Origin of the sequence: Granulosicoccus antarcticus IMCC3135 (assembly GCF_002215215.1) — a bacterium.
Classification (GTDB): domain Bacteria; phylum Pseudomonadota; class Gammaproteobacteria; order Granulosicoccales; family Granulosicoccaceae; genus Granulosicoccus; species Granulosicoccus antarcticus.
The window spans coordinates 4,877,849-4,892,532 of record NZ_CP018632.1; the positions used below are offsets into that span (position 1 = coordinate 4,877,849).

Here is a 14,684-nt window from a genome sequence, read left to right on the forward strand (position 1 = left end):
TTACCTGTATTACTGACTGAGGCTGCGACCAGAGGCTCGTGAAGTGGAGAACCTACCGCTTCACGAGGCCTCAGGACTATCCCACAAAAATGCTCAGCTTTCCACGTCCGGGCTTTGCACATCCAGACGAGGTCTGAGCGTTTTTCGCTCTACCACGTAACTGGGAAACAACCGGGCTTCGGGGTAGCGATCCGGCTCCTCCAGCATGGCAACGATCAGCTCGATCGATGAACTGATGATCTGCTGGATGGGCTGCCTGATGGTTGTCAGAGCGATGCTTTCCCAACCCGCCATCTCCATGTCGTTCAAACCGATGATGCCAACATCCTCTGGCACTCGCAAACCCGTCTCACCAAGGGCGCTTAGCGCACCAATAGACAAGACATCGTCGCCGCAGAAATAGGCTTGTGCCGGAGCATTCTGCAGCAGCCGGAGCATCTCCTTGCGTCCCGCATCAAATGAATATTGCTCGGCAAATGAATGGCTCACTTCAATAGACGGGTGCAAAGACAGCTCCGAGATGAAGCCTTCATATCGATCCTGGGTTGAAGTCGCCGTCACCGGCCCGCCCATGAAGGCGACCCGTTTATAACCACGAGCCAGTAGCTCCCGGGCGGCAATGCGACCACATTCGACATTATCAATACCGACCACATGCACCTGCGGCGAGCTGGATTGACGGCCAAAGGAATGCACGACCGGCATTTTTGCCTGCCGGAAGGCCTGGGAAAATTCTGGGGTCAGGGTTGAGGAGGCGACAATCACACCGTCCACAGAATACTGCCGCAACATGCGCAGCGTGCTTTCCGGGTCCGTCTCGTCCGTCAGATTGACCAGCAGCGGTCGCAATCCACGATCCTGCAAACCGCGAGTAAACAGATCAAAAACTTCCAGAAATATCGGATTATGAAAGTTGTTGGACACCAGACCAATGAGACGGGTTCGACCCGTTGTCAGGCTCGATGCCAGGGCATTAGGGGCATAGCCCAGATCAACCGCCGCCTTGAGCACCTTGCGACGCATGGTTTCAGAAACCGAGGCACCATCGGTAAAGGTTCTGGATACCGCCGAGCGAGACACACCCGCTCGTTCTGCGACATCCTTGAGCGTTATAGCGCCCATGCCTCAGTGCTGATTATCGTTGCCCGGCCAGTCACAAAGAAACAGCTGCCACAAGGCGTATCCTCCCAGACTGCCGAAGATGACTCCCCAGAAAGGGGCGCCCGTGAGAAACTCCACGGCCGCCCACCCGAAACAGACCAGGAGCAACACCACTCGTCGCCAGACGGGCAGAAAGAAATCTATCTGTAATTCAAAACCTTTGAGCATGCTGGTGTCGTGATCAGGCAGCGCCTGCGTATTCGGCGCCGGTCTTGGCACCCGTGATATAGGCGACCACGTCCTGACCATCAGTCTCATCGACATTCAGGTTGGCCACGATACGCCCACGGCGAAAGACGATTATACGGTCAACCAGATCGAAAACCTGACGCATGTTGTGACTGATCAGAATCAAGGGTTCACCGGCCTCCTTGAGCGTACGGACAATGTTCTCCACCTGCGCTGTTTCCTGCACCCCCAAAGCCGCCGTTGGCTCATCCATGATGGTGAGCTTCGAGTGGAATGTGGCGGTACGAGCGATAGCCACACACTGTCGCTGACCACCTGACATGTTACGGATCGGATTGTTGATATTCGGAATCTTGACTGCTGTGCGCTTCAACCCCTCCTCCGTGGCTTTACGCATACCGCGCTTGTCCAAAATCGAGAACGGTCCCAGATTGAACAGAATTTTCTCGCGACCCAGAAACAGATTCGACGGCACATCCAGATCATCGGCCAGCGCCAGTGTCTGGAAAACTGTCTCTATACCCGCCTCGCGAGCATCCAGAGGTCCGGCGAAATCAACCTGCTCACCCATGAAATACATCTGACCACGGGTGCGCTGCTCGACCCCGGTTATCTGCCGGACAAAGGTGGACTTGCCCGCCCCGTTGTCACCCATAATGGCCACATGTTCGCCAGCACGCAGTTCAAAATTGGCGTCATTCAGAGCATGTACGCCACCGTAGTGCTTGGTCAGACCTTCAGTCTTGAGAATGATATCGGACATGTTTCAACTCTCCGTTGCACGTTTTTTCTGACGATAGACATCGGCGACGACGGCCCCCACGATAACGGCGCCCTTGATCATCTCCTGATAAAAGGCGTCCAAGCGTATGAAGGTAAAGCCGGAGATGATGATCCCGAATATCAGCATGCCGATCGCAGTACCTATAATCGAACCACGCCCTCCCGCCAGGGATACCCCACCGATGACGGTCATGGCAATGGCGTCCAGTTCGTACATGACACCCATGCCGGATTGAGCGGTCAATCCGCGTGCTGCCAACACCATGGCGGCCAATCCCGCCAGCAGACCGGCGATGGCATACACCAGTACCAGGTGCCGCTCGACATTGATACCCGACATACGAGCAGCGTCCGGGTTCGAACCGATAGCATAAGTATGCTTGCCATAGACCGTATGAGTCAGTATCAGATGAAACAGAATGGCAATCGCAATAAAGATATAGACCGGCGTCATGCCTTCACCCAGAGAGGCGAAACTCTCGGTCGGGAAGGAGACCGGCTGGCCCCTTGTCCACCACTTGGCAACACCTCTGGCAGACACCATCATGCCCAGAGTTGCAATAAAGGGTGGTATTTTCGTATAGGCAATCAATAGCCCGTTGATCATCCCGGCGAATAGTCCACACGCCAGACCGATGATGATGGGAATGAAGACCGGCAGATCGACCCAGCCCTGCTCCAGAAAAATAGCCTTGTCGTAAGTACCCACCTGCGCAAAGCTCATGGCGATCATGGCCGTTGCGCCGACCACAGAACCGGAGGACAGATCTATGCCGCCGGTGATGATGACCTGGGTGACGCCTATGGCAATGATGCCGATAATCGACACCTGCAAGATCATGATCTTGAGGCGTGTGATATTGCCGAAAAAACTCTGATCCCGAACAATCCAGCCCAGAATCTCGAAGATGATCGCGATGCCGATCAGTCCGATGAGCGCATTCAGCTCAGGCGGCCAATAGCGCTTTTTCTTGACGGCCGGACTCGGCGCTACGGAATTTACTGCGTCAACCATGGCTATGGATACTCCAATTTACACTTGAACTTGAGAAAGCAGCCAACAGTGGCTGCTTTTACTTCCTTTCAGTCAAACGTCAGAAACGTCGTATCAGGACGTGAAATCATCTACATTTGCAGGTGTGACAAGCTTGAACGGAATAAAGACTTTACGATCTGTCTTCTCACCAGCTACCAGCTTGCGGGCGATATCCACTGCGCCTGCGCCCTGACCTGCCGCATCCTGGAATACTGTGACATCCAGGTCACCTGCTTTCATGGCTGCCAGTGCATCAGAGGTTGCATCCACGCCGCCTACAACAATATCAGCCATGTCCATACCGGCAGCCTTCATGCCCTGAATAGCACCAATCGCCATTTCGTCATTGTTGGCCAGTACTGCATCAAACTCAATACCACCTGAAATCCAGTTCGTCATCAGATCCTGACTCTCGATTCGGCTCCAGCTGGCTGTCTGCTCTTCCACAATGGTCATGAAGTTACACATGTCCATGCCAATGACATCCTTGACATCCTTGGTACGCTGAACGGCAGCCTGATTACTGAGCTCACCCATCATGACAACAACATTGGCACCGCCGGCCTTGCCCGCTGCGCGCAGCTCCTTGCACACTTCAAAAGCTGACAAAGTGCCGGACTCGATTTCGTTGGAGCCGACGAAAGCCTGATTTTCAGGTAGTTCGTTGACATTGACTGGCTCACGATTGAGATAAACCAGTGGAATACCAGCATCAGCGGCGGCCTTGGTCATTGCCATCGTAGCGTCGGTATCAACCGGATTGACGATAATCGCGTCGACACCGGCGGCAATAAAATTCTGGATCTGGTTGAGCTGCTTGCCGACATCGTTCGTTGCATCTTCCACCTGCACATCAACACCATCAATCGACTCGGCGTGATCCGTCATTGCATTACGCATGACGGTCAGAAAGTTATCGTCAAAACTGGCAATGGATGCACCGAAGGATTCGGCCATGGCCTGTCCTGAAAGCATTGTGGCAATGCTGGCAACAATCAGTGTCTTTTTCATTATCTCTTCTCCATCATGCTGTGTCCGGCGCACGAAGATTGAAACCGGAAATACCCTCTAAACAGGGGCTTTTGAAAAATCATGAGTACGCGCTCTTCATGCAGCAAGCTGATGAAGGCGCGAGGTGATGAACTGGCACGAGGCCCGCAATGCCTGCAAATGATCTGGCAGATCGTGAACCGCAGGAGCAAAGGCCTCGAACGAGACAGGCCCCTGATAGCCGTCTTCCAGCAGTTGGCGTAACTGCGCGATATTACCCAGCTGATCATGCTCATCAACGAGGATACGATCTGCATCCAGCATCTGACTGGCGGCCATTGCGTCAACAACGCCTGACACATGCACGATGCCGGTGTGTTCTGCGAAAACCGGACCGCCGCCCGAGACATGATGATGAAAAGTGTCATGCACCAGCTTGAAACAATGCGCCGCATCCAGCGCCCCTATGGCAGCAACCGCATCCTGCTTGCTACGCAATGAGCAACTGGAAAACCCCAGAGGCTCTATCAGAGCAATCAGGCCATGATCTTCCAGTAAAGGTTGCAGCTGTCGCAATACGCCAATCAGATTGTCCTGCCGCTCGATATCACTGGCAGAGTGAGCATCGTTACGGGGAATGAGACTGATGGCCTGTGCACCGCAATCAACAGCCAGTCGCATCAGTGATTGTGCGGCGGCCAGCTTTTCTGGCGAGAAATCATCAAAGGCACAGACTTCAGCCAGAGCAAGAATAGACAGATTTGCATCCCTTGCCGCCTGCCCGGCCGCTTTGGCACTCAGGCCATCAAACAAGGGCCTGTTCAGATCATTACGCACCTCGATCCCGACACACTCCAGAGCTTCTGAAATCTTCAGGAGTTCTGCGTATGAGGCCTTCGCCAACGTCATGTGGTTAAGTGCAAATCCGAACAAGGTTCCTCCGTCAGGACGCGCAAGAATCGCATCCTCTAGTTCACAGGAGTTGTGATTATGCGAGTGTTACCAGCACCTTGCAAGTATTATTTGCAACCGGTTGCAATTGAGCGCCTACTCACCCTTGGCTTCACGGCATTGCAGCCGCTCGAATAATGTCGGAACCTGGAAAACCATGGCAACTAACTGGCCCGAGGCAACGCTTTTAGCACCATGGCCTATCCTCATAGCACACCGCACGGGGGATTTTATGCGGCATTAAGGTTAAACTTGTTAGTGACTGCAGGGCCCCCAGCCTGATCGCTCACCACCGTTCAAGGCGAGTAGTAGCTCCGACACCAAGGCCAAAACAAGATTGACCACCCATGATTGATGAAGATCTGTACCAGCAAGCCACTGATGAGCTGAACTCGGACAAGCGACGACCGCATATCTGGGCTCGGGCCTGCGCGCTGGCTAGTGACGATCACGACGAGGCCAGGTATCTGTACACCAACCTGCGCGTGGAAGAACTCATCGCACAGCGCGAGGCCGAGGGCCCGCGACCAGTCGTAACAGGCTCGAGCGGCGCTGACAGCGACCTTGAAACACCACTGGAACTCGAACCACTGGAACTGGAAGGTGAGGGCATCCCGGAGTCGATATCAGCACCTTCAGGCGTTGACCAGGCTCGTAGCCCCGATGATCTTCTGTCTCTGAATTCGGCTCACCTGGAAGATGGGGAACCCCTCTCAACCATCGAGCGCACCAGCTTTCAGGAAAAATTCGACAACAGCTCCGATCTTGACGACGCGGATGATCAGCCAGTACAACGACCGACACAGCGGGATGAAGAGCAGACAGAAATCGCATTTCCCGACGACTACCTGGACGAAACCATCAATCTGACCTCAGAGCTTGATGGTACGGCCGTGTACGAACTCGACAACGACGATGTCAGCGAATTTGACGGTGATGAGCTTTTCGAAACCAATGATCTGCTCGCCGAGGACCTGCTGGCCCCCGACGGGGACGACGAACTACTAGCGGATGTGGCACCTGCCGCTGCATCAGCCACTAGCCCATCACATTCTGACACCGCCGAGGACGACGAGCTGGAAGCCTTGCTGGGCGGCGTCTATCAAGGCAGCGAACCGCCGCCACCGACTGACCCTCTGGCCGACGACGACGATGACGCCGATGCAGCAATGACTGTTGATTTCAGCGATGTCACAGGCACCCAGGCCGTACTCGACGACAGCTCCGAATGGCTGGAAGGCGAACTCACTGCAGAAGAAAACCAGAGAGAGCTGCAGGAGTACTCACCATCCGCACCGGCTGACAAACCCATTGACGACACCGATCGACTGTCCATGGAACTGGAGCGCCAGGCCAACGACCTGCCCGGGCAGCGCGATGACATCGTATCCGCCAGCAACGAAAATGATGATCTGTTCGCACTGAGTGACGACGATGCGCCTGCAGTCGACACGGGCGATACCTTCGATGAAGAAGCAGAAAGAGATATTACCGAGTCGTTGAAACGAAAGTACGCAGTCACTGATACTGCAAAGCTTGACGAGCTTGAGACCAATGATGCCGACATCTATCTGGCAGATGGTGATCAGAGCGACGATGAAGATGCACGATCGTCAGCTGGTGCCGCCACAGACAGCCCCTCTGCGTCCTTAAGCAGAGAGCTTCCCGTTGATCTTTCAGATCAGCAGGACGGCACCCTCTATAGTGTTTTCCGTCGCGATGAACAGGCACAGGCGGTGAAGAATGGCGTGTCCTGGCCAGCACTGTTCCTGACATTGCCTTATCTGGTTTACCGGCATCTGTTTGGTACCGCTCTGGTTTATTCCCTGATGTGGCTGATTCTCATTGCAGGGCTTCTGGTTGCTGGACTGTCATGGCTCGACGCTGGAAATACCGTGAGCACGGCCGTTAAATTCGGAACCGTCGGCTTTGCGCTTCTGACAGTTATCGGTTTGCTCTACCTGCCATTTCGTTACGCCAATCAGTGGCGTGAGGACAAACTCGAGCAACGCGGTTTCGAACTGGTTGCCTGGGTACGGGCCACAACTCCGGGCAAGGCCATCGCTGCAGCCCGACGAGCGGCAACTCTCGATTAAATCAACCCGCGTTGGCAGTAAGGGGTATGCCCCTCATTTTGCAAGGTTACAAACGGAAGGGTGCCTCATAAAACAATAGCGGTCATTTATTTCCGGCTGCTCCTGTCGTTACTCCTTTCAAGTCATCGCGTAAGAATGACGGGCAGTGACCCGATTGAGGTTACGGCCGGCCGGCACGAGAGTGGCGGTATTTTAGGGGCAGCCGGAAAATGGATTTTCCGGCTACCAATTATCCAGGCCCGTATCCGACCGACTTGTCTCTCAAGCTCGTTTACGCGACCATTTGGGCTTACTCAGCAAGGCACGCACCTCCGACGACATGATCACCGCCTGCTCGTTGGCATAGGCTTCATGGTTATCCTCGACCTTGTCCAGGTCGTACAAATAACTGACCATGACACCCGCAGATTGCGACAAGCCTTTTCTGAATACATCCGCTGCCGGCAGAATATGATCGAGACTGGCACCGTTGCCCAGATGAAAACGCGCCACCGGATCCAGCGGCAAATGATCCTTGCGTTTCTCTTCATGCATATAATGAGCCACAAGATACTGTAGCTGCTCAGAGTCTGTCTCACTGAGCACCACGCTCTCCTGGGTAGAAATTCGCTGCGCTGTCAGCAAGGCCTCCCGGAACCGAATCTGCGCCTCATCCGGTGCCACACTCGTATCAACTGCCTGCTCAACCCGCTCATTCACCCACCGCATCAACCCCGGAACCGGCGAGAGTGTGCGAAAGGTTGTCAGACCCGGCAACTGCCGAGACAACTCCTTGGCCACCTGCTTGATCAGAAAATTACCGAAGGAGACACCAGCCAGTCCCTTCTGGCAGTTCGAAATGGAATAGAACACCGCCATGGTGGCATCTTGCCTGGCAACCACTTTACGCCGTGTTTCCAGAATGCCCTTCACCGTGACAGGACTGGCCTGAGTCAGGGCCACTTCGACGAATATCAGTGGCTCATCCAGCATCGCCGGATGGAAAAATGCAAAGCAGCGCCGATCATCCGGCTCAAGGCGACTACGTAACGCAGTCCAGCTACTGATTTCATGGACCGCCTCGTAGGCAATGATTTTTTCAAGAATATTGGCTGGCGTATGCCAATCAATTTCACGCAGCACAAGAAAACCGCGACTGAACCACGATCGAAACAAGTGCTGAAAATCAACATCGATACGAAGCATCTCCGGATACTCCTTGCATACCTCCAATAACAAGGCACGCATCTGCACCAGCTCATTGGTAGCACCCGGAACCCGATTCAAGCGGCGAAGCAGTTCCTGACGTCGCGGTTCGACGCTACTCATGAGAATGGCCAGATTCTCTGCATTTCGCTCCTTCGAATAACGCTGAGCCGCCCGCACGGCATGTTCTGCATTGATATCGAAGCGCTCTGCCAATAACCGGAAAAAGGCCAGCTGCTCCTCACTGTCGGCAGCCGCAAAGCGGCTGAGAAGCCCACGGGCCAGCCGATTGCCCGACATTTCACCACTTTGCGACAGCAGGGCATCACAGAGCTCGGCCAGAGACCCTTGTTGCTCGATCTGTTGCTGTTGCTCATCCCGAGCAAAAACCGAACTCAACAAATCCGACAGATAACTGATGCGGTTCATGCCCTGATGACCTCGTGTGAGCTGCTTGTTCTGACTCAAATCATACCGCCATACTGAAGCGATAGACCCCTACTGGTAATGAAGTAGCATCAGACAGGCCACACTGGGGCTTAAGGGATCTCTATCTCGACAATGAGTGTTCACGCCACAACAGAAGGCCACTGGGCACAACGACGAATAACAGCATCAGCAACATGACGCCAAAAAAAGCGCCTTCCAGACCAAAGCGGACAACCAGTGGCTGGCTCAGTAAAGGCGACAGGAACTGGCCCAGAAATACGGCTGTCGAAATGCCACCCGATGCCCTGCCCCGCATGGTTGAAGGCACCTGCGACATCAACCAGATAGTCAGATTGGGAAAATTGAAGCCCAGGCCCAGACCAATCAGCGGCATGCTCAAGTACAGCTGTGTCAGCGTGCTGGCCTGCGATAACAGATAAAAGCCCACAGCCATACACAGAAAACTCGAAAACAAGATCTCCTGATTACCTAGCACCTTACGCAGGCGCTGATAGTTGGCCGAGGCTACCGAGGAAAACACCTGACTCAGCACGACCGCAAAACCTGCGTATTTCAGGCTATCCGCCCCTAACTCGATCGCATAGAACGGCAACTGGGTAGGAACGACGTAGAACAACAGCATGGTGATAAAACCCAGCGAATATATATACAGCGCATGCCGCACAGGGAAATGCCCATCCATCGCACCTGGCTCATCCTGATTCTCAGGCGGTTTGCTGACGTACTTGTAGATCAATGGAAACAGAAGGATCGGCACCAGATAGACAGCAAACGGTGCTCGCCATGACCAGTCCGCCAGGATAGAGCCTGCGGAGATGAAGATAATACCGCCGGCTGACATCGCAGACGACTGGATACCCATGGCACGATCTCGTTCAGCCCCCTGAAAATGATCAGTCAGCAATGCCATGGAGCACACCATGATCATGCCCACCGCACCACCCAGAAGCAGACGGCTCCATAACAACAAGCTCAGATCATCCAGCCAGAGCCCTGCGCTGCCGGCCACGATATACAACGCAACGCCTGCCTGGAGCAAGGTACGCCGACCCAGCCGATCCGCCAGACAGCCCGCTATCGGCGCTGTGATGGCAATGGCCAGTCCGGGCACCGTAATGATGAATCGTGTCAGGTATTCAGCATCCGGATGATCGGAGAAATGTTCCAGTAAACCTGGTAAACCCGGAGCTATCGTCGCACCCGCCATGACCGTCAGACTGGCGCAAGCCAGTAGCACTGGCAACAGAAAGCGCGATCGAGACATCAGCTTTTACAGGCTTCAGCGTTGGACAAAAGACGGTACATCTCAGCGCTCGTCACGATTGGACAGGCGGCGCTCCAGCCAGCGTACGCCAGCCGAGACAATCAGAATCAAGACCAGATATTCCAACATCAGAATTGAATAGGTTTCCAGTGGCCGGTATTCAGCGGTGACCAGCTCATTGGCCCGACGGGTCAGCTCCTCCATACCAATGACCGACACCAGTGAGGACATCTTGAGCATATAGACCAACTGATTGCCCAAGGGTGGCAGCACCCGGCGCACAGCCTGCGGTAACACGACATACCGCATCCGGTCTATATAACCCAGACCCAGAGTATCGGCTGCCTCAATCTGTCCCTTGTCAATGGACTGAATGCCGGAACGGAAGATCTCGGCCTCAAAGGCACTGTCAGACAATGCCAGCGCCAGCACGCCAGCCCAGAACACATTGATGGCGACGCCCAGCATGATCGGCAAACCGTAATACACCCAGAGTATCAGCACCAAAAGCGGCACCGCCCTGACAATTTCCACGTACACCCGATTGAAACCTCGTGCAAACGGGTTTTTCGACAGCCCTGGCAATGCCACTAATAAACCGACAACAATGGAAATGACAATAGCCGTCATGGACAGCAACAGGGTGTATTTGAAACCAGCCAGCATGAACATCAGATTGGCGCGACCAGCCTCGGTGGCTGGTGACACGACGTACCATTGCAGTTCTCCGGCGCAACCTGACAGCAATGGCAATAGCAACAACCAGCTCAAGGTTCTGAGGCGTACGGACGGCACGTCTAGTCGATCCTTCATCAGTGCTGGAGAATCTGCTGCAAGAACAATCGGCCGCGCTCTGTCTGTGGGGCGGAAAAAAACTCTGCCGGTGAACTCTGCTCCACGATCTGGCCGGCGTCCATGAAAACCATGGTGTCGGCCACTTTGCGGGCGAAGCCCATTTCGTGCGTCACCACCAGCATGGTCATGCCTGTATCGGCCAGCTCGATCATCACATCGAGCACCTCGGAAATCATTTCCGGATCCAGTGCCGAGGTAGGCTCATCGAACAACATGATCTGCGGCTCCATGCACAGACTGCGAGCGATGGCGACCCGTTGTTGCTGGCCCCCGGATAATTGACCGGGAAACTTGTCCGCCTGCTCGGGTATGCGCACACGTTCCAGATACTGACGTGCAAGCTTGGTGGCTTTTTCGCGGGATAATTTTCGTGCACGCATCGGCCCTAGCGTCAGATTGTCCAATACAGACAGATGCGGAAACAGATTGAACTGCTGGAACACCATGCCGATACTCTGACGAGCGGTGCGCAACGCCCGACGATTACCACCCAGCTCCACTCCATTAACCAGCACCTGGCCGGCATCGTGTTGCTCCAGCTGATTGACACAGCGGATCAGTGTGGATTTACCGGATCCCGAAGGTCCGCATATAACCATCCGCTCGCCCGCAGCAACGTCCAGGGAGACCTCGGTCAGAGCCTGAAAATTACCGTAGAACTTGGACAGCTTTTTGATCTGGATGACGGGTTCTGACATGGTCTTAGTGTAACGCAGTCATGTGCCTGCGCAAAAACAAACGTGGATCAGCTGCAGTCGGTATACTCCCGAAGTCCCTAATAATAAAGCAAAGATGATGCTTGCAAAAATCAAGAGCGTATTCGGCCGCACTGTGACCGCAATCGTATTGCCGGTATCCATGATGCTACTGAGTCAGTCAGCCGTGGCCGCCGACTCGGCACTGGCAGACATTCTCGCCTCCGGCACCCTGAAAGTCGGCACCACCGGCGACTGGGACCCGATGACGGTCAAGGTTCCGGCAACCAACAGCTATAAAGGCTACGACATCGATGTCGTTACTCAGCTGGCCAAGGATCTGGATGTCAAACTGGAGCTGGTACCCGCTGACTGGAAAACACTTGTCAATGGCATCACCGCCGGCAAGTACCATATGACTGGCAGCGCATCGATCAGTGCCTCACGCGCCAAGGCTGCAGGCTTTACCGACAGCTACTTTTCACTCAATACCGTGCCATTGACGCTGAAGAAAAACGCCGAGCTCTTCACTGATTGGGCTGATCTGGACAAGCCGGAAGTGACAGTCGCCGCCACCCTGGGTACCACTCAGGAACAGCAGGTCAAGAAATTCTTTCCCAACGCCAAATACAAGATCATCGAAGCCCCTGCCCGCGATTTTCAGGAAGTGCTCGCAGGCCGGGCCGATGCCCATATTACCTCCAACGTCGAAGCCGTCAAACTGGTAGAGAAATACTCACAGTTGATGATCGTTCCCGTTAAGGAGACACGAGCACGTACTCCCGTCGCCATGCTGGTGCCGCAAACCGATCAGGTCTGGATCAACTACCTGAACACCTGGATCAATCTCCAGAGCGAGCTTGGCTTTTTCGACGAACTTGCCATCAAATGGCAACTCAGCAATTGATCAACGGAACACACGAGTAAACAAAAATGTTTGAAGCACTACCGGAACCGAAGGCAGATGCCATCCTGGGCTTGATGGCAGCATTCAGAGCTGACACCCGTACGGACAAACTGGATCTGGGAGTCGGAGTTTATAAAGACTCAGCAGGCAAGACCCCGGTCATGCGTGCTATCAAGAATGCAGAAAAAAAACTGCTGGAGACCCAGGACACCAAGTCCTATGTTGCGCCCATTGGTAGTGCAGCCTTCTGCAATGCCATTATTGCTCAGGTCTTCGGTAGCGATGCAGACACCTCCTGCATCCGTGCAGCACAATCTGTCGGTGGCAGTGGCGCCCTGCGCGTATTAGCCGATCTTTTGAAGCAAGGTCGCCCTGATGCTGACATCTGGTTATCCGACCCGTCCTGGCCCAACCATGTGCCATTGATGCAGGCTGCTGGTTATGCCTTGCACACCTACCCCTACTACGATGCACAGACCGGCAGCGTCAACATTGAAGGCATGCTGGAATCACTTGGCAAGGCAAAACGTGGCGATATCGTGCTCTTGCACGGCTGCTGTCATAACCCCACCGGCGCCGATCTGAGCATGGACGACTGGGCTCGAGTCGTGAAGCTGCTGAAAGACAACGACCTGTTTCCGTTTATCGATCTGGCCTACCAGGGTTTTGGTGATGGTCTCGAGCAGGATGCAGCAGCGGTACGATACATGGCCAGCGAACTGCCTGAACTGGTGGTTGCAGCCAGCTGTTCGAAAAATCTGGGCCTGTACCGCGAGCGAGTCGGTGCCGCCATACTCATGGCAAAAACCGAAGCGGAAGCTACCCGGGCGCTGGGCCGATTAGGCGGTGTTATCCGTTCAAACTACTCAATGCCACCAGATCATGGTGCCAACACCACTGAGATCGTTTTGAGTGATGCCGCACTGAATGCCGATTGGAAGGAAGAGCTGGAAACCATGCGACTGCGCATGGTCTCACTACGCCAGGCGTTCAGCGAAGCATTGCGCAAGCGCTCCAACTCCGAACGCTTTGACTACATCGCCGAACAGAAAGGCATGTTCAGTCGCTTGCCATTGAATACGGCACAGCTGGACAAACTGCGTGACGATCACGGCATCTACATTGTGGGTGACGGTCGAATCAACGTTGCCGGACTTCCAGAAAGCGGCATGGAACAGCTAGCGGACGCTATCTGCACAGTACTCGCCGAAGTCGAGTAATCGGCCAAGGAGCACGAAGGGCCGGTTGCTTCAGGCAATCGGCCCCCTACAACTCTATTGATTACACGGTACTGGTGATTACACGGTACTGGCTGGCAGTGTGAACTGCCCATCGGGCAACTCCAGGAAGGCTGCAATACCGGCTGCGGCTATGACGCTAACCGTTCCCGCCTCCTCGTCCACTACATTCAAACCGCCCATCTCAACGTTCACAGTGACGGTGCCATAGGGAATTTCTGCCGCGACGGCCGCCGCATCGACCTGCTCTGGCTTCTGCACACCAATCGTGACGGTGACCTGCATGTCATCGCGATTCAGACCCAGACTGCGAAACAAGGTCAGTGAGCTGTGATGCAAAGCATCGTGAACGGCTCGTCGTGCAGCCTTGGTGTAGTCCTCACCGTACAGATCGTTGCCGGTTCCCATTTCCAGAATGATGCGCTTCATGCTCATGAGCTGGCTCCTGAATCTGCCTGAAGCACATTCAGATACACCACAGCAGCGGCATTGGCAATGACGGTTACATTGCCGGTCTCTTCATTGATGATATCCAGACCGCCCTTGACTACTCGCACCTGGGCACGACCGTAAGGCAGAACCTCGGCGACACGCTCACGATCCACGGACTCGGGCTTGGCAACACCGATTTCCACGTCCACTTCCATGCTTTCGCGTGGGTATCCCAAGGCGGGGGCTACAGAGACGGAGTTATGCCAGAGGGCATCTTTCAAAGCGCGGATAGCCGCTTTCGTATAGTCCTGACCCCGCAGGTCAGTTCCCATACCCATTTCCATCAATAGACGCTTTCTTGCCATGATCCTTTACTACTCCGTTTTGTGCTTTCGTACCGGAATAGTGACATGAAAACTGTGATTGCCGGATTGCGGGTGGCACAGGACCAT

The 14,684-nt window shown here is 54.5% G+C and carries 15 protein-coding genes; 3 read left to right on the forward strand and 12 right to left on the reverse strand.

Annotated elements, in window-relative coordinates; translation table 11 throughout:
- Positions 1-93 precede the first annotated feature (93 nt).
- The 6 genes from IMCC3135_RS21165 to IMCC3135_RS21190 form a co-directional block, all read right to left on the reverse strand.
- Positions 94-1,122: a LacI family DNA-binding transcriptional regulator gene (locus IMCC3135_RS21165; protein ID WP_088919407.1), complete on the reverse strand. Its 1,029-nt coding sequence runs from the start codon at positions 1,120-1,122 to the stop codon at positions 94-96.
- 3 nt (positions 1,123-1,125) lie between these two features.
- On the reverse strand, positions 1,126-1,329 hold the full coding sequence (locus IMCC3135_RS21170; protein WP_088919408.1) for a hypothetical protein: 204 nt from the start codon (positions 1,327-1,329) through the stop codon (positions 1,126-1,128).
- Positions 1,330-1,342: 13 nt separating this feature from the next.
- Entirely contained in the window at positions 1,343-2,113 is a 771-nt protein-coding gene (locus tag IMCC3135_RS21175; protein ID WP_088919409.1) for an ATP-binding cassette domain-containing protein, read from the reverse strand.
- Between the two features lie 3 nt (positions 2,114-2,116).
- On the reverse strand, positions 2,117-3,148 hold the full coding sequence (locus tag IMCC3135_RS21180; protein WP_088919410.1) for an ABC transporter permease: 1,032 nt from the start codon (positions 3,146-3,148) through the stop codon (positions 2,117-2,119).
- A 93-nt stretch (positions 3,149-3,241) separates the two neighbouring features.
- Positions 3,242-4,180, reverse strand: coding sequence for a sugar ABC transporter substrate-binding protein (locus tag IMCC3135_RS21185; RefSeq protein ID WP_088919411.1), 939 nt, complete (start codon positions 4,178-4,180; stop codon positions 3,242-3,244).
- A 96-nt stretch (positions 4,181-4,276) separates the two neighbouring features.
- Positions 4,277-5,092 (reverse strand): TIM barrel protein, encoded by an 816-nt coding sequence (locus IMCC3135_RS21190; protein ID WP_205737654.1) that lies wholly within the window; start codon positions 5,090-5,092, stop codon positions 4,277-4,279.
- A 365-nt stretch (positions 5,093-5,457) separates the two neighbouring features.
- Here IMCC3135_RS21190 and IMCC3135_RS21195 point away from each other — a divergent pair, with 365 nt between their 5' ends.
- Positions 5,458-7,206, forward strand: a complete 1,749-nt coding sequence (locus tag IMCC3135_RS21195; RefSeq protein ID WP_088919413.1) for a DUF2628 domain-containing protein — start codon at positions 5,458-5,460, stop codon at positions 7,204-7,206.
- A gap of 261 nt (positions 7,207-7,467) precedes the next feature.
- On the opposite strand, the gene IMCC3135_RS21200 is transcribed toward IMCC3135_RS21195, so the two are convergent.
- The 4 genes from IMCC3135_RS21200 to IMCC3135_RS21215 all read right to left on the reverse strand — a co-directional run bounded on the left by IMCC3135_RS21200 (position 7,468) and on the right by IMCC3135_RS21215 (position 11,658).
- Positions 7,468-8,820 (reverse strand): malonyl-CoA decarboxylase domain-containing protein, encoded by a 1,353-nt coding sequence (locus IMCC3135_RS21200; RefSeq protein ID WP_205737655.1) that lies wholly within the window; start codon positions 8,818-8,820, stop codon positions 7,468-7,470.
- Between the two features lie 121 nt (positions 8,821-8,941).
- Complete coding sequence (locus IMCC3135_RS21205) at positions 8,942-10,105, reverse strand: MFS transporter (RefSeq protein ID WP_088919414.1); 1,164 nt, start codon at positions 10,103-10,105, stop codon at positions 8,942-8,944.
- 42 nt (positions 10,106-10,147) lie between these two features.
- Positions 10,148-10,918 carry an amino acid ABC transporter permease gene (locus IMCC3135_RS21210; RefSeq protein WP_088919415.1) on the reverse strand — a complete coding sequence of 257 codons (771 nt, stop codon included), beginning with the start codon at positions 10,916-10,918 and terminating at the stop codon, positions 10,148-10,150.
- Positions 10,918-11,658: an amino acid ABC transporter ATP-binding protein gene (locus IMCC3135_RS21215; protein WP_088919416.1), complete on the reverse strand. Its 741-nt coding sequence runs from the start codon at positions 11,656-11,658 to the stop codon at positions 10,918-10,920. Before IMCC3135_RS21215 ends, IMCC3135_RS21210 begins: the two co-directional genes overlap by 1 nt.
- Positions 11,659-11,752: 94 nt before the next feature.
- On the opposite strand from IMCC3135_RS21215, the gene IMCC3135_RS21220 reads away from it, so the two are divergent.
- Entirely contained in the window at positions 11,753-12,562 is an 810-nt protein-coding gene (locus tag IMCC3135_RS21220) for a transporter substrate-binding domain-containing protein (RefSeq protein ID WP_205737656.1), read from the forward strand.
- Between the two features lie 26 nt (positions 12,563-12,588).
- The gene (locus IMCC3135_RS21225) at positions 12,589-13,782 is read left to right on the forward strand and encodes an amino acid aminotransferase (protein WP_088919417.1); all 1,194 of its coding nucleotides are present in this window, start codon (positions 12,589-12,591) and stop codon (positions 13,780-13,782) included.
- Positions 13,783-13,860: 78 nt separating this feature from the next.
- On the opposite strand, the gene IMCC3135_RS21230 is transcribed toward IMCC3135_RS21225, so the two are convergent.
- Both IMCC3135_RS21230 and IMCC3135_RS21235 read right to left on the reverse strand, forming a co-directional pair.
- A complete protein-coding gene (locus IMCC3135_RS21230; RefSeq protein WP_088919418.1) occupies positions 13,861-14,235 on the reverse strand; it encodes a Lin0512 family protein in 375 nt (124 codons plus the stop codon).
- Positions 14,232-14,597, reverse strand: a complete 366-nt coding sequence (locus IMCC3135_RS21235) for a Lin0512 family protein (RefSeq protein ID WP_088919419.1) — start codon at positions 14,595-14,597, stop codon at positions 14,232-14,234. The genes IMCC3135_RS21230 and IMCC3135_RS21235 overlap by 4 nt, the downstream gene beginning before the upstream one ends.
- Positions 14,598-14,684 lie beyond the last annotated feature (87 nt).